23 protein-coding genes are annotated in these 21,746 nt (G+C 64.6%); 14 read left to right on the top strand and 9 right to left on the bottom strand.

Annotated elements, in window-relative coordinates:
- Window positions 1–40: 40 nt before the first annotated feature.
- The 4 genes from accD to AU465_RS21870 form a co-directional block, all read right to left on the bottom strand.
- Window positions 41–967, bottom strand: a complete 927-nt coding sequence (accD, locus tag AU465_RS21855; protein WP_192252820.1) for an acetyl-CoA carboxylase, carboxyltransferase subunit beta — start codon at window positions 965–967, stop codon at window positions 41–43.
- Between the two features lie 35 nt (window positions 968–1,002).
- Window positions 1,003–1,842, bottom strand: a complete 840-nt coding sequence (gene trpA / locus AU465_RS21860; RefSeq protein WP_192252823.1) for a tryptophan synthase subunit alpha — start codon at window positions 1,840–1,842, stop codon at window positions 1,003–1,005.
- Between the two features lie 2 nt (window positions 1,843–1,844).
- Entirely contained in the window at window positions 1,845–3,095 is a 1,251-nt protein-coding gene (trpB, locus tag AU465_RS21865) for a tryptophan synthase subunit beta (protein ID WP_192252826.1), read from the bottom strand.
- Between the two features lie 92 nt (window positions 3,096–3,187).
- A complete protein-coding gene (locus tag AU465_RS21870; protein WP_192252955.1) occupies window positions 3,188–3,847 on the bottom strand; it encodes a phosphoribosylanthranilate isomerase in 660 nt (219 codons plus the stop codon).
- A 107-nt stretch (window positions 3,848–3,954) separates the two neighbouring features.
- Between AU465_RS21870 and AU465_RS21875 the strand changes: the two genes are divergently transcribed.
- The gene (locus tag AU465_RS21875) at window positions 3,955–4,173 is read left to right on the top strand and encodes a hypothetical protein (RefSeq protein WP_192252829.1); all 219 of its coding nucleotides are present in this window, start codon (window positions 3,955–3,957) and stop codon (window positions 4,171–4,173) included.
- 267 nt (window positions 4,174–4,440) lie between these two features.
- Here AU465_RS21875 and AU465_RS21880 read toward each other — a convergent pair whose 3' ends face one another.
- The 4 genes from AU465_RS21880 to AU465_RS21895 all read right to left on the bottom strand — a co-directional run bounded on the left by AU465_RS21880 (window position 4,441) and on the right by AU465_RS21895 (window position 7,834).
- A complete protein-coding gene (locus AU465_RS21880; RefSeq protein ID WP_192252832.1) occupies window positions 4,441–5,199 on the bottom strand; it encodes a M48 family metallopeptidase in 759 nt (252 codons plus the stop codon).
- 120 nt (window positions 5,200–5,319) lie between these two features.
- A complete protein-coding gene (locus AU465_RS21885) occupies window positions 5,320–5,802 on the bottom strand; it encodes a DUF2852 domain-containing protein (RefSeq protein ID WP_192252835.1) in 483 nt (160 codons plus the stop codon).
- Window positions 5,803–5,918: 116 nt separating this feature from the next.
- The gene (locus AU465_RS21890; RefSeq protein WP_192252838.1) at window positions 5,919–7,061 is read right to left on the bottom strand and encodes a benzoate/H(+) symporter BenE family transporter; all 1,143 of its coding nucleotides are present in this window, start codon (window positions 7,059–7,061) and stop codon (window positions 5,919–5,921) included.
- Window positions 7,062–7,063: 2 nt separating this feature from the next.
- The gene (locus AU465_RS21895) at window positions 7,064–7,834 is read right to left on the bottom strand and encodes an alpha/beta hydrolase (protein WP_192252841.1); all 771 of its coding nucleotides are present in this window, start codon (window positions 7,832–7,834) and stop codon (window positions 7,064–7,066) included.
- Between the two features lie 226 nt (window positions 7,835–8,060).
- On the opposite strand from AU465_RS21895, the gene infC reads away from it, so the two are divergent.
- The 8 genes from infC to AU465_RS21935 all read left to right on the top strand — a co-directional run bounded on the left by infC (window position 8,061) and on the right by AU465_RS21935 (window position 15,197).
- Window positions 8,061–8,597: a translation initiation factor IF-3 gene (gene infC / locus AU465_RS21900; protein ID WP_081482097.1), complete on the top strand. Its 537-nt coding sequence runs from the start codon at window positions 8,061–8,063 to the stop codon at window positions 8,595–8,597.
- Window positions 8,598–8,840: 243 nt separating this feature from the next.
- On the top strand, window positions 8,841–9,488 hold the full coding sequence (locus AU465_RS21905) for a methyltransferase family protein (protein WP_192252844.1): 648 nt from the start codon (window positions 8,841–8,843) through the stop codon (window positions 9,486–9,488).
- Window positions 9,489–9,705: 217 nt separating this feature from the next.
- The gene (gene rpmI, locus AU465_RS21910; RefSeq protein WP_027166935.1) at window positions 9,706–9,909 is read left to right on the top strand and encodes a 50S ribosomal protein L35; all 204 of its coding nucleotides are present in this window, start codon (window positions 9,706–9,708) and stop codon (window positions 9,907–9,909) included.
- 95 nt (window positions 9,910–10,004) lie between these two features.
- Window positions 10,005–10,406 carry a 50S ribosomal protein L20 gene (rplT, locus tag AU465_RS21915; RefSeq protein ID WP_071100686.1) on the top strand — a complete coding sequence of 134 codons (402 nt, stop codon included), beginning with the start codon at window positions 10,005–10,007 and terminating at the stop codon, window positions 10,404–10,406.
- A gap of 141 nt (window positions 10,407–10,547) precedes the next feature.
- On the top strand, window positions 10,548–11,645 hold the full coding sequence (pheS, locus tag AU465_RS21920) for a phenylalanine--tRNA ligase subunit alpha (RefSeq protein ID WP_192252846.1): 1,098 nt from the start codon (window positions 10,548–10,550) through the stop codon (window positions 11,643–11,645).
- Window positions 11,642–12,067: a GFA family protein gene (locus AU465_RS21925; protein ID WP_192252849.1), complete on the top strand. Its 426-nt coding sequence runs from the start codon at window positions 11,642–11,644 to the stop codon at window positions 12,065–12,067. Before pheS ends, AU465_RS21925 begins: the two co-directional genes overlap by 4 nt.
- The gene (gene pheT / locus AU465_RS21930) at window positions 12,064–14,472 is read left to right on the top strand and encodes a phenylalanine--tRNA ligase subunit beta (RefSeq protein WP_192252852.1); all 2,409 of its coding nucleotides are present in this window, start codon (window positions 12,064–12,066) and stop codon (window positions 14,470–14,472) included. The genes AU465_RS21925 and pheT overlap by 4 nt, the downstream gene beginning before the upstream one ends.
- A gap of 122 nt (window positions 14,473–14,594) precedes the next feature.
- Window positions 14,595–15,197, top strand: a complete 603-nt coding sequence (locus AU465_RS21935; protein ID WP_192252855.1) for a nucleotidyltransferase family protein — start codon at window positions 14,595–14,597, stop codon at window positions 15,195–15,197.
- A 146-nt stretch (window positions 15,198–15,343) separates the two neighbouring features.
- Here the strand turns inward: AU465_RS21935 and AU465_RS21940 are convergent, their stop codons facing one another.
- Window positions 15,344–16,339 (bottom strand): aldo/keto reductase, encoded by a 996-nt coding sequence (locus AU465_RS21940; RefSeq protein WP_192252858.1) that lies wholly within the window; start codon window positions 16,337–16,339, stop codon window positions 15,344–15,346.
- Window positions 16,340–16,435: 96 nt separating this feature from the next.
- Here AU465_RS21940 and AU465_RS21945 point away from each other — a divergent pair, with 96 nt between their 5' ends.
- The 5 genes from AU465_RS21945 (at window position 16,436) to AU465_RS21965 (ending at window position 21,544) form a co-directional block, all read left to right on the top strand.
- Window positions 16,436–17,326: a LysR family transcriptional regulator gene (locus tag AU465_RS21945; RefSeq protein ID WP_192252860.1), complete on the top strand. Its 891-nt coding sequence runs from the start codon at window positions 16,436–16,438 to the stop codon at window positions 17,324–17,326.
- 42 nt (window positions 17,327–17,368) lie between these two features.
- Entirely contained in the window at window positions 17,369–17,941 is a 573-nt protein-coding gene (locus AU465_RS21950) for a cytochrome b (RefSeq protein WP_192252863.1), read from the top strand.
- A gap of 69 nt (window positions 17,942–18,010) precedes the next feature.
- Window positions 18,011–18,586, top strand: coding sequence for a YceI family protein (locus AU465_RS21955; protein WP_192252866.1), 576 nt, complete (start codon window positions 18,011–18,013; stop codon window positions 18,584–18,586).
- A 277-nt stretch (window positions 18,587–18,863) separates the two neighbouring features.
- Window positions 18,864–19,850 carry a Gfo/Idh/MocA family protein gene (locus AU465_RS21960; protein WP_192252869.1) on the top strand — a complete coding sequence of 329 codons (987 nt, stop codon included), beginning with the start codon at window positions 18,864–18,866 and terminating at the stop codon, window positions 19,848–19,850.
- A gap of 35 nt (window positions 19,851–19,885) precedes the next feature.
- On the top strand, window positions 19,886–21,544 hold the full coding sequence (locus tag AU465_RS21965; protein ID WP_192252872.1) for an FAD-binding dehydrogenase: 1,659 nt from the start codon (window positions 19,886–19,888) through the stop codon (window positions 21,542–21,544).
- The last annotated feature ends 202 nt before the right edge of the window (window positions 21,545–21,746 follow it).

A 21,746-nucleotide genomic window follows, 5' to 3' on the forward strand; every position in this document is an offset into this window, starting at 1 on the left:
CAGCCGGCGCGCAATCGCGGTCAAGGCGAACGATGTCGCCTCAGGCCTGCGGCCGCACTTCGGCGTTGACAACCGCCGGCGGCAGGATTTCCGGCTCAAGCGGCTTCTCGGCTTCCGGCACCTTGAGCAGCATCCTCAACAGCCGCGCGATCGTCGGGCGCATCTCCAGACGCGAGACGACCATGTCGACCATGCCGTGCTCCATAAGATATTCGGCGCGCTGGAAGCCGTCCGGCAGCTTCTCGCGGATGGTCTGCTCGATGACGCGCGGCCCGGCAAAGCCGATCAGCGCGCCGGGCTCGGCAATGTGGACGTCGCCCAGCATGGCGTAGGACGCAGTGACGCCGCCGGTGGTCGGATTGGTGAGCACGACGATATAGGGCAGGCCGGCTTCCTTCAGCCGGTCGACCCCGACCGTGGTGCGCGGCAACTGCATCAGGGACAAAATGCCTTCCTGCATGCGTGCGCCGCCGGAGGCGGCAAACAGGATCAGCGGCCGCCTGCGTTGCAAGGCAACCTCGAAAGCGTGCACGATGGCATCGCCCGCCGCCATGCCAAGCGAACCGCCCATGAAGGCGAAATCCTGCACCGTGACGATGACCGGCAGGCCATCGATGGTGCCGGCGGCATTGAGGATCGCGTCCTCCAGGCCGGTCTTGGCTTTCGCCTCCTTGAGGCGATCGGTGTAGCGCTTCTCGTCGCGGAACTTCAGCGGGTCCAGGACGACCTTGGGGTTTTCCAGCGTCTCGTATTTGCCATCGTCGAAGAAGTATTTCAGCCGCTCCTTGGCCGAGATCTTCATGTGATGGCCCGAAGCCGGGATGACGAACTGGTTGGATTCGAGATCCTTGTGGAAGATCATCTCGCCGGTCTCGGGATCCTTGATCCAGAGGTTTTCCGGCATGTCGGTGCGCCGGCCGAGCATCGAATTGATCTTCGGACGGACGTAATTGGTGATCCAGTTCATGCGTCGGCTCCTGTCCTGACGAAGAGGTAGGATGACTATTCGGCGGCAGCAAGGCGGGCCGAACGGACGCCCTGGGCAAGGCCGCTGACCAAAGTGGCGACGGCCTCGGCCGGGTCGGCGGTCTTTTCGCCCTTGGGGCCGAGCACGTTGGCGACCGCGTTGACGATCGCGGTGCCGACGACGACGCCGTCGGCCGAGGCGCCGATGGTGCGAGCCTGCTCGGCGGTCTTGACGCCGAAGCCGACGCAGACCGGCAGCGCCGTATGGCCCTTGATGCGCTTGACCGCCGCCGCAACCTTTGCGGTGTCGGCGAGCGCGGAGCCGGTGATGCCGGTCATCGACACGTAATAGACGAAGCCTGACGTGTTCTGCAGCACCTTGGGCAGGCGCTTGTCGTCGGTGGTGGGCGTCGCCAGCCGGATGAAGTTGACGCCGGCCTTGAGCGCCGGGATGCAGAGCTCCTCGTCCATTTCCGGCGGCAGGTCGACGACGATCAGGCCGTCGATGCCGCTGGCCTTGGCGTCCACGAGGAAGCGATCGACGCCGTAGATGTAGATCGGGTTGTAGTATCCCATCAAAACGATCGGCGTTTCGTCGTCACTGGTTCGGAATTCGGACGCCATCTTCAGCGTCTTGACCAGCGTCTGGCCGCCTTTCAGCGCCCTGAGCCCCGCCGCCTGGATGGCTGGGCCGTCGGCCATCGGATCGGAAAAGGGCATACCGAGTTCGATGACGTCAGCGCCGGCCTCGGGAAGCCCCTTCATGATGGCTAAAGAGGTGTCGTAGTCCGGATCGCCGCCCATGATGTAGGTGACCAAGGCCGGACGGCCCTCGGATTTCAGCTTCGCCATGCGGCGGTCGATGCGGGTGGTCATTGTCAGATCTCCATGCCCAGCATCGAGGCCACCGTGTGCACGTCCTTGTCGCCGCGGCCGGACAGGTTGACGATGACGATCTGGTCCTTGTCCATGGTCGGCACGATCTTCATCGCATGCGCAATGGCGTGCGCGGATTCCAGCGCCGGGATGATGCCTTCGACGCGGGTCGTCAGCTGGAAGGCTTCCAGCGCCTCGTCGTCGAGGATCGGTTCATATTGGACGCGACCCGAATCGCGCAGCCATGAATGCTCGGGCCCGACACCCGGATAATCGAGGCCGGCCGAGATCGAATGACCGTCGAGGATCTGGCCGTCCGCATTCTGCAGGAGATAGGTGCGGTTGCCGTGCAGCACACCGGGCTTGCCGGCATTCATCGAGGCGCAGTGCTCAACGCCGTCGAGGCCGCGCCCGCCGGCCTCGATGCCGATGATGCGCACGTCCTTGTCGTCGAGGAAGGGATGGAACAGGCCAATGGCGTTGGAACCGCCGCCGACGGCGGCGATGATGACGTCCGGCAGGCGACCTTCCTGCTCCAGCATCTGGGCGCGCGCTTCCGTGCCGATCACCGACTGGAAATCGCGCACCAGCTCGGGATAGGGGTGCGGGCCGGCGGCGGTGCCGATCAGGTAATAGGTATCCTCAACATTGGTCACCCAGTCGCGCAGGGCTTCGTTCATGGCGTCCTTCAGCGTGCCGTGGCCGGCGGTGACCGGCCGCACTTCGGCGCCGAGCAGCTTCATGCGGAAGACGTTGGGGCTCTGGCGGGCGACGTCGGTGGCGCCCATGTAGACGACGCAAGGATAGCCGAAGCGCGCCGCAACGGTCGCCGAGGCGACGCCGTGCTGGCCGGCGCCGGTCTCGGCGATGATGCGCTTCTTGCCCATGCGCTTGGCGAGCAGGATCTGGCCGAGGCAGTTGTTGATCTTGTGCGAGCCGGTGTGGTTCAAGTCCTCGCGCTTGAAATAGACCTTGGCGCCGCCCCCGAGGCCCTTCGCCGAGGAAACCTCACGAAGATGTTTGGTGAGGCCTTCGGCGAAATAGAGTTTTGAGGGCCGCCCGGCATAGTGGGTCGAAAGGTTCTGCAGCTCGGCCTTGAACTCCGGATCGTTCTTGGCCTTGTTCCACTGCTCTTCGAGATCGAGGATCAGCGGCATCAGCGTCTCGGCGACAAAGCGGCCGCCAAAAATGCCGAACATGCCCTGCTCGTCGGGCCCGGTGCGGAAGGAATTGGGCATGGCCGGCTTGTTCATCGCCGATCTCCTAAGTCTTGGCTTTCGAGCATGTCCTTGTCGGAAAACCGGTTCCCACTTTTCCGGGACATGCTCGGGTTTGAAAAGTTCGTTCAGGCGGCGCGATCGTCGCGCGCGGCCCTGACGGCCCGGAAAAACTGCTCGATCAGCGCCGGATCCTTGACGCCCGGAGCGCTTTCCACGCCCGACGAGATGTCTATTCCGGGCGGATTGGCCAGTCTCAGGGCATCGCCGACATTGGCGGCGTTGAGCCCTCCGGAAAGCATGTAATCGAGGCCGGCGTCAAGGCCGGCAAGGATGCGCCAGTCGAAGGCGACGCCGTTGCCGCCGGGCAATTGCGACCCCTTTGGCGGCTTGGCGTCGAACATCAAGCGGTCGGCAATGCCAATATAGGGTTTTATCCGTTCGAGATCCGCCGCTTCGCTGACCGACAGCACCTTCATGACCGGCAGGCCGTAGCGAGCCTTCAGTTCCGCCACCCTCGCGGGCGTTTCGGCGCCATGAAGCTGCAGCATGTCGGGGCGCATCTTGGCGACGATCTCGTCCAGGAAGGCATCGTCGGCATCGACGGTGACGGCGACCGCCTTGGCCTTGCCGGCAGCCGCCTGGCGCAGGCGGCCAGCCTCGGCCGGATCGATGAAGCGCGGACTTTTGGCAAAGAAGATGAAGCCGACATGGCTGGCGCCACCGGCAAGGGCGGCGGCCATCGCGGCGTCGGTCTTCAACCCGCAGATCTTGGTGTCGAGCGTCATGGCGCGGGATTGGCACGAAACGGCCGAAGAGTCGAGAAAAAGCATGCTGTTGCCGGGCGAGCGGAAAACACTACCTTTCATATAGGGAACCAGGCGGGAGCAGGATAATGGCCGACCAGTCAGTCGCAGAACTCAGGCAGAAGATCGCGCAGGCGCGCGAGGTGATCGCACATCTGATGGACAAGGCCGCCTTCAACGGCGCCGAGGCGCACCGGGCGCTGGACTATTTCGGCAGCGACGCCTTCGACCGGAATTTCCTGCCGTGGCCGCACCAGGGCGAAGAAGGGCTGAAGCCGGAAGAACTCAACGCGGCGAATGACGATTGAGCGGCTCACGCCGGTACGATGCTAAATGTAAGATATTGCGGAAAGCCGGCGGGACAGCACCCCCCTCTGGCCTGGCACCCGCAAGGGGTCCGCAAGGGGGGAGATCAGCAGCTTCGGCGCTTAGCCCTTCCTGCAACGCTTGAGATTGGCGAAAGCCGTGGCGACATCCGATCTCCCCCCTTGCGGGGGAGATGGCCGGCAGGCCAGAGGGGGGTGGGAAGGATCGCGGCGTGGCAATTTTTGTTCCCTTTCCAGCCGCCGCCAGCCTTACTCAAACACAATCGCCTGCAACGCGCCGCCATTGCGCTTCAGCCAGTCCTTGCAGCGGTCGGTGTCGGGGCAGAGCTTTTCGCACAGCTTCCAGAATTTCGGGCCGTGGTTCATCTCTTTCAGATGCGCGACCTCATGCGCCACCAGGTAATTTATCACCGGCGGCGGAGCCATCATGATGCGCCATGAGAAGGAAAGATTGCCCTCCGAGGTGCATGACCCCCAGCGGCTGGAGGTATCCTTGTACCGGATCGCCTTGGCGCGCTTGCCGATCGCCTCGGTGTGCTTGATCACCAGCTTCTCGATCTCGCGCTTGGCCTCGCGTTTCAAATAGTCGGCGATGCGGCGCGGCAGGTGCACGCGCTCGCCATGGACGATCAGCAGCGGGCCGCGTTCGTCGCGCGCAATGGTGACGGTGCCGCGTTTTGCCGGCTCATGGACGATGCGGTGCGGCACGCCACGGATGGGGACCTTGATGCCGGGCCGCACCTGCGGGCGCGTCGGCACCTTGGCCAGGCGCTGCTCCAGCCAGTCCTGGTGGCGGTCGAGGAACTTCTCCACCTCGCCGCGGCGCAGGCCGGGCGGCACGGTGATGCGCAGGCCCTGGCCGCCGGAATCGATGCGCAACGTCAGCCGCCGGGCCCTGGCGCTCTCGACGATCTTGAGCGGCAGCGTGCGGCCGGCGACGCAATGCTCGCGCTCGACGACGGGCGCGGGCTTGGCTTTGGTCAGGTTGCGAAAGAAGCCGAGGGACATGGCTGGACGATACGCGATTCGAGGAAAACGGCCAGTGGAGTGAAGCTACATAGAGAACAAAAAAGAAACGGCGCCGCTTTGCGCGACGCCGCATATCGTTCCGAGACTTGTCGCAGGGTCTCAGTCGTCGAGCAGGTTCGTACCCTTGCCGCGCTTCGGGGCGGGCTTTCCGGTCGCGTCGTTCGTGGTGGTCGGCGCGGTCCGCTTGTTGCGCTCAGCCATGAAGCGGTCGAACTCTTCCTGGTCCTTGGCGCGGCGCAGTTCACGGGCATACTCGTCGAACTCGGTCAGCATTTCGTCGAGCTTGCGGCGCTCCTCGGCGAGGCGCTCGAGCTCCTTCTCGCGCCAGTCGTCGAAAGCGACATTGCCGGTGCGGGACGAGCCATGGCCCCAGCGGGCGGCTTTGTCGGAGCCGCGGCGGCAGCCGGCGAAGATGCCGTCGGTGGCGCGGTTGACGTCACGCTTGAAGCCATCGAGCCGGTCGCCCCAGATGATGTAGGCGAGCATGGCGAAGCCGAGCGGCCAGAACACCATGAAGCCGATCACCATCAGCGCGATGGTCGCCGGCGTCCAGGCCGGACGGATCAATGCGGTTGTGTTCATTTTCTCCCAATCCTTCCGTTGGAGACAGCCAAACCGGCTGCGTGGAATCGAAATGGGAAGGCGAAATCGGCGATTCAAGGCAAGGTCGGCCAAAACCGGCGAAGCAGCTGAAATGATTATCGCTTTTTGAGTTTTTCGAGGAAAAGCACTGCCATTCCGGCAACCAGCCCCCAAAACGCCGCACCGACACCGAAAAGCGTGAGCCCCGAGGCCGTCACCGCGAAGGTGACGGTCGCCGGCATGCGCTCGCCTGTGTCGTGGAGCGCGATCGACAGCGCGTTGGCTAAAGGCGCCATCAGCGCCAGGCCGGCGACAAGCACAATCAGGCTCTGCGGCAGGACGGCGAAGATCGCCACCAGCGAAGCGCCGAAGACGGCGAAGACCAGGTAGGCGAGCGCATAGAACGGCCCGGTCTTCCAGCGCTCGGCGGGGTCCGGATGAACATCCGGGCCGGTGCAGATGGCGGCCGAGATCGCCGCCAGATTGGTGGTCGAAGCGCCGAACGGCGCCGAAAGCAGCGAAAACAGGCCGGTGACGCCAATCAGCGGGCCGGGCTCCGGATGGTAGCCAGCGGCTTTCAGCACGGCGAGGCCGGACAGGTTCTGCGAGGCCATAGTAACGAGGTAGAGCGGCAGGGCCAGCCCGATGATGGCCGAGATGGTAAACTGCGGCGCGATCAGCGTCAGCGTCGACAGCTCCGGCGCCGGCAGGCCGCCGACCCGGCCGGTGAGGAAGGCGGCAAGGCCGCCGCCGATCAGCACCACCAGCACCGACACCGCTGGGTTGAACAGCCGGATGACGAAGAAAGCGGCGATCAGCGGCAGGATCAGCCAGGGATCGGCGGGAATGGCCTTGACGGCGTTGATGGCGAAGCTGACCAGGATGCCGGCCAGCATGCCGGAAGCCACCGAGGCCGGTATCATCGCGATCAGCCGGGTCAGCGGCTTAAACAGGCCGGTGGCGATCAAAAGGATGCCAGTGACGATGAAGGCGCCGACCGCTTGCGCCATGGTGAAGCCGCTGGAAGCCGCGATCAGCGCCAGGCCCGGCGTCGACCAGGCGGTGATCACCGGCATCTTGGTGCGCCAGGACAGCCACAGGCATTCGATGGCCATGGCCAGGCAGATCGCGGTCACCCCGCTCGCGGTCTCGATCTGGGTGGCGCCGATCGCCTTGGCGGCGGCAATGACGATGGCCAGCGTGCCGCCAAAGCCGACGATCGCCGCGACGAAGGCGGATATCGGGATGGAAATACGCATCGTCAGGCGACCCGCTGGACCATATCGCCGACGGCGCGCTCGAGCATGTCGAGATCCTCGGGGCGGGACAGGCGATGGTCGCCGTCCGGGATCAGCGACAGCGTGACGTCGTCCGCCGGCAAGAGCGCCGCGAGCTTCAGCGCATGGCCGGACGGAACGTCCGGATCGGCCAGGCCCTGCAGGATATGCACGGGGCAATGAGTGTCGATCGGTCCGGTCATCACCCGGTTCGCGCGGCCGTCCTCGATCAGCGCGCGCGTGTAGATATAAGGCTCGTCCGAATAGTCGGACGGCTCCTCAAAAAATCCCTTTTTCGAAAGGTCGCGCTTCTGTGCCTTGGTCAGCACCGGCTCGATCAGCTCGACGGTGAAGTCCGGCGCCGGCGCAAGCAGCACAAGGCCGGCGACGCCGGTGTCGCCCGCCTTGCGCAATTCCTGCACCATGCGCAGCGCGATCCATGCCCCCATCGAGGAGCCGACCAGGATCTGCTTGCCCTTGCTGAACCGCCGGAAGACAGCGAGGCTTTCGGCCAGCCATTTCGAGATCGTGCCGTCGGCAAAATCGCCGCCCGATTCGCCGTGGCCGGAATAGTCATAGCGCAGATAGGCGCGGCCTTCGCGGCTCGTCCAGGCCGACAGCGCCTCGGCCTTGGTGCCCAGCATGTCGGACTTGTAGCCACCGAGCCACACGATGCCGGGCGCGGCACCGGCCACCTGCCTGACAGCGATGTTCGATCCGTCCACATCAAGGAAAACTGGTGCGCTGGCGGTCATGACCTTGTCCTTCCCGTCGGTCTTTTGGCACAACCGGTGGTTCGCCGAAAAGTGCTCGCGCCGTTTCTTTGCTTGGTGCAGACGATGGCAGCTTTCAGTGGCAAGCTTTGAGGTGATTTCCTGGCGAGGCTGTGCTATTGACTCCGGCCGCGCGCTCACCACATAGGCGCGTCCACCGATTTGAACCCAAAGAACCCTAAACGAAACGGCCGAGGAGACCACGACCATTCGCAGACCTTTCAAAGCAGCGGCGCCCACCAAGGATGGCCCGCGCTCCAACCGTGACATCCGGGTGCCCCGGGTCCAGCTCATCGACGCCGAAGGCCAGAACCGCGGCGATGTTTCCATCAACGACGCATTGCTGCTCGCCGAAGAGGCCGGGCTCGATCTGGTCGAGATATCACCCAATGCGGTGCCGCCCGTCGTAAAAATCCTCGATCTCGGCAAGCTGAAATACGCCAACCAGAAGAAGGCGGCCGAAGCGCGCAAGAACCAGAAGGTCATCGAGATCAAGGAGATCAAGATGCGCCCGAACATCGACAGCCATGACTACGAGACCAAGATGAAGGCCGTGCGGCGCTTCTTCGAGGAAGGCGACAAGGTCAAGCTGACGCTGCGCTTCCGCGGCCGCGAGATGGCGCATATGGAGCTCGGCATGCAGCTTCTGAACAAGGTCCGCGAGGAAGTGGCGCCGATCGCCAAGGTCGAGGCGGAGCCTAAGCTCGAAGGCCGCCAGATGATGATGGTGCTGGCGCCCCGCTGACAGCGGGCGCCCCCTTCCTTCCGCTATAGCCGGGCCGGCCCGGGTCGCCGAAATCGGTCGCGCCGATCACGGCTTCGAGAGACAGAGTTGACCGGCCCGCACAGCAAGTCGCTCTAAAATCCGCCCGAATTGCCGGGCACGGCGTCCCGACGATCGGCGGGCGCGTGTTTTCTATCCGATCGCCGGCAATCTCGACGATCGGGTTTTCCCGATCACGAGCAAAACGCGACGATCGGATTGGGCATGGTCGATGAAACAAAGGTTCCGACCGACAACCAGGTAGAGGGGTTGGGCGGCTATCAATACATGCGCCGCATCGTGCTGGCGGTGCTCATCGTGGTGCTGTTCGCGGCACTCTTGTTCGGCCAGTCGACTTTCCCTCCGGACACGCCGATGCACGAGTCGATCGAGATGTTCGGCGTGCTCCTGATCTTCCTCGGCGTCGTCGGGCGCCTTTGGTCCACGCTCTATATCGGCGGGCGCAAATCCTCCGAAGTGGTCACCGGCGGGCCCTATTCGATCACCCGCAACCCGCTCTATGTGTTCTCGACGGTGGCCGCCGCCGGCGTCGGCGCGCAGATCGGCTCGTTCAGCGGCATCATCCTTTTCGCGGTTCTTTGCGCCGGCGCCTTCCACGTCGTGATCCTGCGCGAGGAGCGCTATCTCAAGGAAGTGCTCGGCGCTCCTTATAAAGCCTATCTGGCGAAGGTGCCGCGCTTCTTTCCCAACCTTTCGCTCTACCAGGAGGGCGACACCGGCAGCTTCAAGCCGCGCCTGCTGCTCAACACGCTGCTCGACGGGCTGGTGTTCCTGGTGGCGCTGCCGGCCTTCGAGCTGATCGACGGCGCGCAGCAGTCGGGAATGCTGCCGGTGTGGTTCCGCCTGCCCTAGGATCCGCCCCCCTGTCAGCCGCGGTTTGCATCCGGCAGGACAGAGCGCCGCACCGTCTCGGGTGTTGCGCACAAGCCGTCTTTGACGTATAGGACCGCCGTTCCAAGAAAACCGCCCGGCAGGGCATGCCGTGGCGGTTTCATTTGCTTTTCGGGCTTTGGTCGGCCCGAAGCGAGAAAAGAAGCGCGATGGTGCGCCCACGATACGGAGTAGCAAAATGCCCAAGATGAAGACCAAATCGGCCGCCAAGAAGCGGTTCAAGATTACTGCCACCGGCAAGGTGCTGTCGGCTGCCGCCGGCAAGCGCCATGGCATGATCAAGCGTTCCAACAAGTTCATTCGCGATGCCCGCGGCACGATGGTTCTGGCTGAACCGGACGGCAAAAAGGTCATCAAGAATTTTCTGCCGAACGGCCTCTAAGCATTTCGGTCCGGAACAGCTTTTGTTTTTTACGCAATTCCGAACGGAAAACCGCTAGGCACTTTTCCTGGAATTGCTTTTAAGGAGATCATGACATGGCACGCGTAAAGAGAGGCGTCACCGCCCACGCCAAGCACAAGAAGGTCCTGAAAGCCGCCAAGGGTTTCTACGGCCGCCGCAAGAACACCATCCGCATCGCCAAGCAGGCGGTGGAGAAGTCGCTGCAGTACGCCTATCGCGACCGCAAGAACCGCAAGCGCTCGTTCCGCGCGCTGTGGATCCAGCGCATCAACGCGGCGGTGCATGAGCATGGCCTGACCTATGGCCGCTTCATCGACGGCCTCAACAAGGCCGGCATCGAGATCGACCGCAAGATCCTTTCGGACATGGCCATCCACGAGCCGCAGGCTTTCGCCGCGCTGGTCGCCAAGGCCAAGGTCGCGCTCGAATATCTGAAGAACACCACGCCGAATGCTTTTGAGAGCGCTGTCGCCTAAGCCAGCGCTTCCCAAGCATACGCAAATCTGATTTTGGGGAACCCGCGCTGGCACGGCTGGCGCGGGTTTTTGTTATGCCTGATGTAGCCAAAATGGTGACGCACCGGACGTTGGTGGTTACCCGATCGAGAGAGTTTCGCCGTGAACGCCACCGCTGGAAATCTTGAAACCCTTGAAACTTCGCTGCTTGCAGAGATCGCTTCGGCAACCGACGAGCAGGCGATCGAGGCGGTGCGCGTCTCGGCGCTGGGCAAGAAGGGCTCGGTCTCCGAAATGCTGAAGACACTTGGCGCCATGAGCGCCGAGGAGCGGCAGGTGAAAGGCCCGGCGATCAACGGCCTGAAGAACCGCGTCACCGAGGCGCTGACGGCGCGCAAGGCGGAGTTGAAGGACGTGGCGATCGCCGTACGGCTCGCGGCCGAGACCCTCGACGTCACACTGCCGGTGCGCCAGTCGCCGGCCGAGCGGGGCCGCATCCATCCGATCAGCCAGGTGATCGACGAGATCGCGGCGATTTTCGGCGACCTCGGCTTCTCTATCGCCGAAGGTCCTGACATCGAGACCGACTACTACAACTTCACCGCGCTGAATTTCCCGGAAGGCCATCCGGCGCGCGAGATGCACGACACCTTCTTCTTCCAGCCGGACGAGAAGGGCGAGCGCAAGCTTTTGCGCACGCACACCTCGCCCGTCCAGATCCGCACCATGGAGCGGCAGAAGCCGCCGATCCGCATCGTCATCCCCGGCAAGACCTACCGGCAGGATTCGGACGCCACGCACTCGCCGATGTTCCATCAGGTCGAGGGGCTGGTGATCGACAAGACCGCCAACATCGCCAACATGAAGTGGGTGCTGGAGGAGTTCTGCAAGGCCTTCTTCGAGGTGCCGAGCGTGAAGATGCGCTTCCGGCCGTCCTTCTTCCCGTTCACCGAGCCCAGCCTCGAGGTCGACATCCAGTGCGACCGCTCGCGACCCGGCGAAGTGCGCTTCGGCGAAGGCTCCGACTGGATGGAGATCCTGGGCTGCGGCATGGTGCACCCCAACGTGCTGCGTCACGGCGGGGTCGATCCCGACGAATATCAGGGCTTCGCCTGGGGCATGGGCATCGACCGCATCGCCATGCTGAAATACGGCATGCCGGACCTGCGCGCCTTCTTCGACGCGGATGTGCGCTGGCTGTCGCATTACGGCTTCAGGCCGCTCGACCTGCCGACGCTGTTCGGAGGGCTTTCCGCATGACGGCGCCGCACACCGGCGGCTGCCGCTGCGGCGCGGTGCGGTTCGAGGCGTCAGTCGAGCCGCATCACATCAGCTATTGCCATTGCAGCGATTGCCGGCGGGCGAGCGGCGCGCCGGTGTCGGCCTTCGTCGGCTTCATGACCGACCAGATCGCGCTCGAAGGCAAGTCGCTGAAGGGCTACCGGAACGGCCCGGTGGAGCGATCGTTCTGCGGCATCTGCGGCTCGCCCATCGCCTATACCGATGAGCGGCTCAATGGCCACATCTATTTCACGCTCGGCGCCATGGACATGCCGGCCTATTTCAAGCCGACCCTACATGCCCATGTGCGCGAGCAGCTTCCCTTCCTGCACATGCCGGACGACCTGCCGCGCCATCTCAGGACCAGCGTACCAAGACCCTCAGACGGAACACAGTCATGAAATTCACCCTCTCCTGGCTCAAGGACCATCTCGAGACCGACGCCTCGCTTGCCGAGATCGTCGAGCGGCTGACCGCGATCGGTCTCGAAGTCGAACATGTCGACGACAAGGCGAGCCTGAAGCCCTTCGTCATCGCGAGAGTCCTGACGGCGGTGCAGCATCCCGACGCCGACCGGCTGCGCGTGCTGACCGTCGATACCGGCGACGGCAAGCCGCCGGTGCAAGTGGTGTGCGGCGCGCCGAACGCCCGCGCCGGCCTGATCGGCGCCTTCGCCGCGCCCGGCACCTATGTCCCCGGCATCGACGTGACGCTTTCCGTCGGCAAGATCCGCGGCGTCGAAAGCCACGGCATGATGTGCTCGGAGCGCGAGCTGGAAATCTCCGACGAGCACAACGGCATCATCGACCTGCCCGAAGACGCGCCGGTCGGCACCAGCTTCGCGGCTTACGCGCATCTCGACGATCCGGTGATCGAGATCAATTTGACGCCGAACCGGCCGGACGCGACCAGCGTCTACGGCATCGCCCGCGATTTGGCGGCGAGCGGGCTCGGCCGCCTCACCGGCGGCGCGATCATGCCGCATGCCGGCGAAGGCATGTGCCCGGTCAAGGTCAAGATCGAGGCGCCGGAACTCTGCCCCGGCTTCGCGCTGACCCTGGTCAAAGGCGTGAAGAACGGCCCGTCGCCGAAGTGGCTGCAGCAGCGGCTGATCGCCATCGGGCTGCGGCCGATCAGCGCGCTGGTCGACATCACCAATTTTGTCACCTTCGACCGCGGCCGGCCGCTGCACGTGTTCGACGCCAACAAGGTCGCCGGCAATCTCGTCGTGCGCCGAGCGAAGGACGGCGAGAAGGTGCTTGCGCTCGACGGGCGCGAATACACGCTGACGCCGGAAATGTGCGTGATCGCCGACGACAATGGCGTCGAATCGATCGCCGGCATTATGGGCGGCGAGCATTCGGGCTGCGACGACAACACCACCGACGTGCTGATCGAATCGGCCCTTTGGGACCCGATCACGACGGCGCGCACCGGCCGCACGCTGGGCATCATCAGCGATGCGCGCTACCGCTTCGAGCGCGGCGTCGATCCCGAATTCATGGTGCCTGGCGTCGAGCTCGCGACCAAGCTGGTGCTCGATTTCTGCGGCGGCACGCCGACGGAGATCGAAGTTGCGGGCTATGCCGGCCACAAGCCGAAGATCATCTCCTTCCCGCTGTCGGAAGTGAAGCGGCTGACCGGCATCGAGGTGCCAAGAGAAGAAGCGCTCGGCATCCTGACCCGGCTCGGCTTCGCGCCGCATGGGTCAAGCGACGTCGTCGACGTGAAGGTGCCGTCCTGGCGGCCGGATGTCGACGGCAAGGCCGACCTGGTCGAGGAGGTGATGCGCATCCATGGCGTCGACAATATCGCGCCGCAGCCGCTGACCTCGCATGACGCGGTCAACGGCAAGATCCTGACGACGCTGCAGGTGCGCACCCGTGCGGCGAAGCGTGCGCTTGCCGTGCGCGGCATGATGGAGGCCGTCACCTGGTCGTTCATTCCGGCCAAGCACGCCGAGATGTTCGGCGGCGGCCAGAACGCACTCAAGCTCGCCAATCCGATCGCCGCCGACATGTCCGACATGCGGCCTTCGCTGCTGCCGGGGCTGATCAGCGCCGCGCAGCGCAATGCCGACCGCGGCATCGGCGATGTGGCGCTGTTCGAAGTCTCCGGCACCTATGAAGGCGACGCGGCCGACCAGCAGCGGCGCGTCGCCGCCGGCGTGCGGCGAGGCACCGCCAAGCTCGACGGGTCGGGCCGCAGCTGGGCCGGCAATTCCGGGCCGGTCGGCGTGTTCGACGCCAAGGCCGACGCGATCGCGGCGCTCGAGGCCTGCGGCGCGCCGGTCGACCGACTGCAGATCGAGCCCGGCGGCCCGGCCTGGTACCATCCTGGACGCTCAGGCACCATCAAGCTCGGGCCGAAGACCGTGCTCGGCATCTTCGGCGAGTTCCATCCGAAGACGCTTGCAGCGCTCGACGTTTCCGGGCCGCTCTGCGGCTTCGAGGTCTTTGTCGACGCCGTGCCGGAGCCCAAGGCGAAGCCGACGCGCACCAAGCCGAGGCTCGATCTTTCGCCCTTCCAGGCGGTGAAGCGCGACTTCGCCTTCGTCGTCGACAGGTCGGTCGAGGCCGGCACGCTGGTGCGTGCGGCGCTTGCCGCCGACAAGAAACTGGTCACCGGCGTTTCGGTGTTCGACGTCTTCGAAGGCGCTTCGCTGGGCGCCGCCAAGAAATCGATCGCCATCGAAGTCTCGATCCAGCCGGTCGAAAAGACGTTGACCGACGAGGATTTCGAGGCGCTCGCAAAACGCATCGTCGAGAACGTCAACAAGCAGACGGGCGGTGTGCTGAGAGCTTAGCGCGGCTCAACGCCGCTCTAAGCATTTGTTTTTACGCAATTCCGACGGAAAACCGCTACGCACTTTTCCTGGAATTGCTTGTGAGGATTGCCGGCAGATGGCGAATCGCCCTTCAAAGGGCGATGAACCATCTCCGCTATTCGGGCCTTCCGTTCGAACAGCAGCGCGCGGCCTTCCTCGCCATCGTCGCGGCCGACCCGTTGCTGGCAGAGACGCTGGCGCGGGTGCGTGCGCTTGCCTTGCCTGACTGGCTGGTGGTTTCCGGCGCGCTCTACAACAGCGTCTGGAACCATCTGACCGGCAAGCCGCCGGGCCACGGCATCAAGGATGTCGACCTGTTCTATTTCGACGATGCCGACCTCTCCTACGAGGCCGAGGATGCGGTGATCCGCCGGGCGGCGCGGCATTTCGAAGGATTGCCGCTGCCGGTCGAAGTGCGCAACCAGGCGCGGGTGCATCTGTGGTATCCGGTGAAATTCGGGCAGGAATGCCCGCGCTATGCGAATTCGAGCGAGTCGGTCAGCTACTTTGCGTCGAAGACGCATGCGGTGGGGGTGCGGTTCGATGGCGACGGCGAGCTCGAATTGGTGGCGCCGTTTGGGCTCGACGATGTCTTCTCGTTTCGCATCGAGCCAAATCGGGTGTTGGACAACCAGCGGACGCATGAGGCGAAGGGCAGGCGGGCGAAGGAAGCCTGGCCGGAGATTAGTGTGGTGCCTTGGTGACTACTCTCCCCCTTGGGGGGAGGGTCGATCCGCATAGCGGATCGGGGTGGGGGTTCTCGTAGGGCGCTACCCCCACCCCGTCTCACTGCCTCCGCTTCGCTGCGTCAGCGAGCCGACCCTCCCCACAAGGGGGAGGGTGGTGGGACTCACCCATTCACCAGCGCCAGCAGCTCCTCGGTGTAGCGCTTGCCGACCACCTTGTCGGGCGACAGCGCATCGCCGATCGCCGCCACTTCTGCAGCGCTCAGCTCGATCCCGGCCGCCGCCGTGTTCTGCTCCAGATGGCGGATCTTTCGCGCGCCGGGGATCGGCACGATGAAATCGCCCTGGTGCAGTACCCAGGCGAGCGCCAGTTGCGCCGATGTCACGCCCTTTTCCGCCGCCAGCTTTTCCAGCACCGCGATGACGGCGTTGTTGGCTTCCATGGCTTCGGCCTGGAAGCGCGGCAGGCCGAGCCGCCAGTCGCCGGCGCCGAGTGCATCGGGCTTGGCGATCGTGCCGGTGAGCAGGCCGCGGCCGAGCGGGCTGTAAGGGACAAAGCCGATGCCGAGCTCGCGGCAGACGGCAAAGACCTCGTCCTCGGGATCGCGGCTCCACAGCGAATACTCGCTCTGCACGGCGGCGATCGGATGCACGGCATGGGCCCGGCGGATGGTCGCGGCACTTGCCTCCGACAGGCCGAGCGCGCGCACCTTGCCCTCACGCACCAGCTCGGCCATGGCGCCGACGGTGTCCTCGATCGGCACGTTCGGGTCGACACGGTGCTGGTAGTAGAGATCGATGACGTCTGTGTTCAAGCGCTTCAGCGAGGCTTCCGCCACCGCCTTGACATGCTCGGGGCGGCTGTCGACGCCCGCCATGCGGTCCATGCCGGTGCCTTCGTCGACGATCTTGAAGCCGAATTTGGTGGCGATGGTCACCTTGTCACGCACCGGCTTCAACGCCTTCCCGAGCAGGATCTCGTTCTCGTAGGGGCCGTAGACTTCAGCCGTGTCGAAGAAGGTGAGGCCGATCTCGACGGCTCGGCGCAACGTGGCGATCGCCTCGGCTTCCGGCTGGCCGCCATAGCCGAAGCTCATGCCCATGCAGCCGAGGCCGACGGGGAAGACTTCGAGTTCAGTTCCGAGTTTGCGGGTTTGCATCACGCGTCTCCTTGTTGTGATGGGCAGGAAATAACGTCTTGCACTCCGTTCGATAATCGCGTCTCTTTTGCACAGCTTGTGCTATAAAATAGATCAATGAACCGCACCAACCTCTCTCAGCTCGCCGTGCTTGCCGCCGTTGCCCAATGCGCCAGCTTCCGCGGCGCCGCGCGCGAGCTTGGCATCGCGCCGTCGGCGGTCAGCCACGCGGTGCAGAGCTTGGAAGCGCGACTCGGCGTGCGGCTGCTGGCGCGCAGCACGCGCAGCGTCGCGCCGACCGAAGAAGGCGCGCAGTTGCTCGAACGGCTGCGGCCGGCGCTGTCCGAGATCGACCTGGCGCTGGAGACGGCGGTCGAGGCGCGCGACCGGCCGGCCGGAAATCTCAGACTGACCGTGCCGCGCACCGCCGCGCATCTGGTGTTGACCCCGCGGCTCGCCGCCTTTGCCGCCGCCTATCCCGACATCGTGCTGGAGATCGTCATCGAGGACCGTTTCACCGATGTTGTCGAAGGCGGCTTCGACGCAGGTGTCAGGCTCGGCGAAAGCCTGCAGCGCGACATGATCGCGGTGCGGATCGGGCCGAATATCCGCGGCGCGGTGGTCGGCGCGCCGTCCTATTTCGCGGATATGCCGAAACCGCGCCATCCGCGCGATCTGGCCGGCCACCGTTGCATCCGCTTCCGCTTCTCCAGCGGCATCCTCTACCGCTGGGAATTCGAGAAGGACGGCGAGGAGATCGAGATTGCGGTGGAAGGACCGCTGATCCTCGACGAGGACCACCTGATCGCCCAGGTAGCGGTCGACGGCGCCGGGCTCGCCTTCGTCTTCGAGGACTATGTGCGGGCGCCGCTTGCCGATGGCCGGCTGATCCGCGTGCTGGAGGACTGGTGCCCGTCCTTCGACGGCTTCTTCGTCTACTATCCGAGCCGCCGCCAGATGCGGCCGGCATTGCGAGCTTTCGTGGATTTCTTCAGGGTCAGCTGTTAGGGGCGCCCGGAAGAAAGCCGGAAGCGGGAGCGTTTGCGCACCATGCAGGCATCCATCACCAACTCCCCAACCCGCTACGGCTGGGCGATGATCATCCTCCACTGGCTGATCGGCATCATCTTCATCGGCCAGTTCGTGCTCGGCTTCGTCATGATGCGGATCGAAAGCCAGCGGACGTCCTTCGAGCTGATCCAGCTGCATAAATCCTTCGGCTTCCTGCTGCTCGGCCTGATCATCCTGCGCATCGCCTGGCGGCTCGGCAATGCGGCGCCGGCGCTTCCGCCTTCGGTCGGAACATTGGAGCGGCGAGCAGCGCCGCTGGCGCATTTCGCGCTCTATGCGTTCCAGGTCGCGTTACCTCTGTCCGGCTGGGCGCTGGTTTCGGTATCGACGCTGGAAATCCCGAGCATGCCGTTCAATCTGTTCGTGATGCCGAACCTGCCGCTCGCCGAATCAGACGCCGCCGAAAATTTCTGGTCGGCGGCGCACTGGTATCTCGCCTATGCCGGTATCGCGCTTGTCGTCCTGCATATCGCTGCGGCACTGCGCCACCACTTCCTGCTGCGCGATAGTGTGCTGACGCGTATGATCACGCCTTCGTCAGGCAGGGAATAGAACGGCATCATCATTCGTTGGTGGGGCGAGATGATAGCAATGCGCTGCCTCAGGAAAAGGACCATCCCCATGCATGCGCGTATCCTCGGATTGGCGGCTTTTGCCGCTTGCCTTGTCATGCCTGTTTACGCGGCGGTCGCCCTCAGTGACGCCGCCGGCAGCTACACGATCAGCCCGGCGGGCTCCAGCATCCGCTTCACCATCGGCAAGGCCGGCGGCGGCGGCTTCGACGGCGCCTTCGCCCGCTTCAAGGGCACGATCCGCATCGACAATGCCGATGTCGGGCGCTCGAAGGTCGACCTTACCATCTATCCCGAGAGCGTCGGCACCGGCCAGGGCCGCATCGATGCCTTCCTGCGCTCCGACGCGGTCTTCGACAGCGCCAATAGTCCGGAAATCCATTTCCGCTCGACCAGCGTGACCCGCACCGGCGATACAACTGCCCTTGTCACCGGCCGGCTGACGGCGCGCGGCAAGACGTTTTCGGAAAAGTTCACCGCCGAGCTGGATGGATTGAAAGCCGGCACGATCAAGTTCCATGTCACCGGCAAGGTGCTGAGGTCACGCTACGGCATGGATGTCGGCACGCCGCTCTACTCCAACGTCGTCGACTTCAACATGACGCTGATGGGGAGGAGGGGCTGACCTTTTCCTCGCACCGGCAAGGCGGGGGAGAGGTGACCCGGCGAAGCCGGGACGGAGCGGGGGACGACGTCCGCGACGGCAAGGCCCTCTGAGAAGTTGGTGATTATCAAGCAGCTTCGCTTCCGACGTCGGTTCTTTATGAAGACCCCTCTCCGTCCCGGCTTCGCCGGGCCACCTCTCCCCACTCCGTGGGGCGAGGAATGGAGCGTATCCTTCATTGGCTTTTCCGCCGATTTCGGGCACACCTCCATCGATGTAACCGACATGGAGAAGCACAATGTTCCGATGGGGTGTTCTGTCGACGGCCAAGATCGGCCGCGAGCAGCTTTTGCCGGCGATCGTGGACTCGGAAAACGGCGTGCTGTCGGCGATCGCCAGCCGCGATCTGGCGAAGGCACGCGCGCTTGCCGACCGCTTCGGCGCTCGCCATGCTTTCGGCTCCTATGAGGAATTGCTCGCCTCCAAGGAGGTCGACGGCGTCTACATCCCGCTGCCCACCTCGCAGCATGTCGAGTGGACGGCAAAGGCGATCGAGGCGGGAAAACATGTGCTGGTCGAGAAGCCGCTGGCGCTCGACGCCAAGGACATTCCGCCGCTGATCAAGCTGCGCGACGCCAAGAAGGTGCTGGTCTGCGAGGCCTTCATGGTCACCTACCACCCGCAATGGATCAAGGTGCGCGACCTCATCGCCGGCGGCGCGATCGGCCGACTGCGCCACGTGCAGGGCGCGTTTTCCTACTACAATGTCGACCCCAAGAACATGCGCAACCAGCTCGATCTCGGCGGCGGCGCGCTGCCCGATATCGGTGTCTATCCGACGGTGTCGACTCGGTTCTCAACCGGCAAGGAGCCAGTCCGCGTGCAGGCGACGATCGAGCGCGACAAGACCTTCGGCACCGACATCTACTCCTCGATCCGCGCCGATTTCGGCGACTTCGAACTGTCCTTCTACCTCTCGACGCAGATGGCGGCGCGGCAGGTGATGGTGTTCCACGGCGAGAAGGGTTTCATCGAGGTCTTTGCCCCGTTCAATGCCGGCCTCTACGACCACCACCGCATCGAGTTGCACAACCAGAACCACACCGAGGCGCAGGTATTCCGCTTCCCCGGCACGCAGCAGTACCGGCTGGAGTGCGAGGCCTTCGTGCGTGCCGCCCAGGGCGGCAAGGACCGCGTCTTCACACTGGAGGAATCAGTGCTCAACCAGAAGGTCATCGACGCCATCTTCCGCGCCGGCAACAAGGACGGCTGGGAGCCCGTCTGACACGTCGCCAATGGCTGTTTTGGGGGGAGGAAAACATGGCTGACGACGCGGACGTCATCATCGTCGGCGCGGGGCTGGCGGGCCTCGTCGCCGCGGCCGAGCTGGCCGAGGCCGGCAGAAAGACCATCATCGTCGACCAGGAGCCGGAACAATCGCTGGGCGGCCAAGCCTTCTGGTCGTTCGGCGGGCTGTTCCTGGTCGATTCGCCCGAGCAGCGGCGCATGCGCATCCGCGATTCCCACGACCTCGCGCTCGAAGACTGGATGGGCACCGCCGCCTTCGACCGGCCTGAGGACTTCTGGCCGCGCAAATGGGCGGTGGCCTATGTCGGCTTCGCCGCCGGCGAGAAGCGCTCCTGGCTGATCGAGCGCGGGTTGAAGTTTTTCCCCGTCGTCGGCTGGGCCGAGCGCGGCGGCGGCAATGCGTCCGGCCACGGCAATTCGGTGCCGCGCTTCCACATCACCTGGGGCACCGGGCCGGGCGTGCTCGAACCGTTCGTGCAGCGCGTGCGCGAGGCGCAAAAGCGAGGGCTCGTCCAGTTCAAGTTCCGCCACCGGGTCAACGAGATCACGCAAACCGGCAAGACGGTGACCGGCGTGCGCGGCGACGTCCTCGAGGCAAGCACTGTCGAACGCGGCCGCAAGAGCTCGCGCGACGTGGTCGGCGATTTCGAGCTGCGGGCGCAAGCGGTGATCGTCGCCTCGGGCGGCATCGGCGGCAATCACGAGCTGGTGCGCCAGAACTGGCCGCAGCGCCTGGGCACGGCGCCGAAACGGATGATCACCGGCGTGCCCGATCATGTCGACGGGCGCATGCTGGCAATCTCGGAAGCGGCCGGCGGCAGCGTCATCAACCGCGACCGCATGTGGCACTATGTCGAGGGGATCAAGAACTGGGCGCCGATCTGGACGGATCACGCGATCCGCATCCTGCCCGGTCCGTCATCGCTCTGGCTCGATGCGCGTGGAAAACGGCTGCCGGTGCCGCTTTATCCCGGCTTCGACACCTTAGCCACGCTCGGCCACATCATGAGCACCGGCTTCGACTATTCCTGGTTCATCCTGACCAAGAAGATCATCCAGAAGGAGTTCGCGCTGTCGGGCTCGGAACAAAACCCCGATCTCACCGGCAAAAGCTGGCGGCAGGTTCTGGATCGCGCGACGTCGGGCATTCCCGGCCCGGTGAAAGCCTTCATGGAAAAAGGCGAAGATTTCATCGTCGAGGCCGGGTTGCCGAAGCTGGTGGCGCGGATGAACGCGCTGGCCGGCGGCGAGCCGCTGCTCGATGTGGCGCAGGTCGAACGCGAGATCCGCGCCCGCGACATGCAGCTCGACAATCCGTTCTCCAAGGATGCGCAGATCACCGCGCTGCGCGGCGCGCGCGCCTATCTCGGCGACAGGCTGATCCGCACGGCCAAGCCGCACAAGATGCTCGATCCGGCAAACGGTCCGCTGATTGCCGTGCGCCTCAACGTGCTCACCCGCAAGACGCTGGGCGGCCTGCAGACCGACCTCGACAGCCGCGTGCTCGATGCCGCCGGACAGCCCGTGCCGGGGCTCTATGCGGTCGGCGAGGTCGCCGGCTTCGGCGGCGGCGGCGTGCATGGCTATGCGGCGCTGGAAGGCACCTTCCTCGGCGGTTGCATCTTTTCCGGCCGCAGCGCGGGGCGGGCGGCGGCGGGTGCGGTGGTCTGAACGATCGAACGGTGTTCTTGCAAGCTCGTGAGCCAGACCACCTTGTCTGCTGCGGCATCATTCCGGCGATTGATTATTCCTTGAAGTCGGTCCCAGAAAAAGCGTGACGATGCGCGGAGACTGCAACAGGGCCGGCTCCGGCAACTTTGGACACTTTCCTAAGCAAGAGCGCCTCATGCGGCGGGTACCCACGCGCTTTAAC

The organism is Mesorhizobium silamurunense (genome assembly GCF_014843905.1).
Lineage (GTDB): Bacteria > Pseudomonadota > Alphaproteobacteria > Rhizobiales > Rhizobiaceae > Mesorhizobium > Mesorhizobium silamurunense.

Bases quoted from the DNA above. Each gene is read 5' to 3' on its own strand.
- AU465_RS21935 (WP_192252855.1), top strand. From the start codon at position 14,595: ATGAACCATCTCCGCTATTCGGGCCTTCCGTTCGAACAGCAGCGCGCG.
- AU465_RS21875 (WP_192252829.1), top strand. From the start codon at position 3,955: ATGGCCGACCAGTCAGTCGCAGAACTCAGGCAGAAGATCGCGCAGGCG.
- AU465_RS21905 (WP_192252844.1), top strand. From the start codon at position 8,841: ATGGTCGATGAAACAAAGGTTCCGACCGACAACCAGGTAGAGGGGTTG.
- AU465_RS21940 (WP_192252858.1), bottom strand. From the start codon at position 16,339: ATGCAAACCCGCAAACTCGGAACTGAACTCGAAGTCTTCCCCGTCGGC.
- pheT (WP_192252852.1), top strand. From the start codon at position 12,064: ATGAAATTCACCCTCTCCTGGCTCAAGGACCATCTCGAGACCGACGCC.
- AU465_RS21870 (WP_192252955.1), bottom strand. From the start codon at position 3,847: ATGACGCTCGACACCAAGATCTGCGGGTTGAAGACCGACGCCGCGATG.
- trpB (WP_192252826.1), bottom strand. From the start codon at position 3,095: ATGAACAAGCCGGCCATGCCCAATTCCTTCCGCACCGGGCCCGACGAG.
- AU465_RS21885 (WP_192252835.1), bottom strand. From the start codon at position 5,802: ATGAACACAACCGCATTGATCCGTCCGGCCTGGACGCCGGCGACCATC.
- AU465_RS21890 (WP_192252838.1), bottom strand. From the start codon at position 7,061: ATGCGTATTTCCATCCCGATATCCGCCTTCGTCGCGGCGATCGTCGGC.
- rplT (WP_071100686.1), top strand. From the start codon at position 10,005: ATGGCACGCGTAAAGAGAGGCGTCACCGCCCACGCCAAGCACAAGAAG.
- AU465_RS21965 (WP_192252872.1), top strand. From the start codon at position 19,886: ATGGCTGACGACGCGGACGTCATCATCGTCGGCGCGGGGCTGGCGGGC.
- accD (WP_192252820.1), bottom strand. From the start codon at position 967: ATGAACTGGATCACCAATTACGTCCGTCCGAAGATCAATTCGATGCTC.
- AU465_RS21960 (WP_192252869.1), top strand. From the start codon at position 18,864: ATGTTCCGATGGGGTGTTCTGTCGACGGCCAAGATCGGCCGCGAGCAG.
- AU465_RS21950 (WP_192252863.1), top strand. From the start codon at position 17,369: ATGCAGGCATCCATCACCAACTCCCCAACCCGCTACGGCTGGGCGATG.
- AU465_RS21895 (WP_192252841.1), bottom strand. From the start codon at position 7,834: ATGACCGCCAGCGCACCAGTTTTCCTTGATGTGGACGGATCGAACATC.
- rpmI (WP_027166935.1), top strand. From the start codon at position 9,706: ATGCCCAAGATGAAGACCAAATCGGCCGCCAAGAAGCGGTTCAAGATT.
- AU465_RS21925 (WP_192252849.1), top strand. From the start codon at position 11,642: ATGACGGCGCCGCACACCGGCGGCTGCCGCTGCGGCGCGGTGCGGTTC.
- trpA (WP_192252823.1), bottom strand. From the start codon at position 1,842: ATGACCACCCGCATCGACCGCCGCATGGCGAAGCTGAAATCCGAGGGC.
- AU465_RS21955 (WP_192252866.1), top strand. From the start codon at position 18,011: ATGCATGCGCGTATCCTCGGATTGGCGGCTTTTGCCGCTTGCCTTGTC.
- AU465_RS21880 (WP_192252832.1), bottom strand. From the start codon at position 5,199: ATGTCCCTCGGCTTCTTTCGCAACCTGACCAAAGCCAAGCCCGCGCCC.
- AU465_RS21945 (WP_192252860.1), top strand. From the start codon at position 16,436: ATGAACCGCACCAACCTCTCTCAGCTCGCCGTGCTTGCCGCCGTTGCC.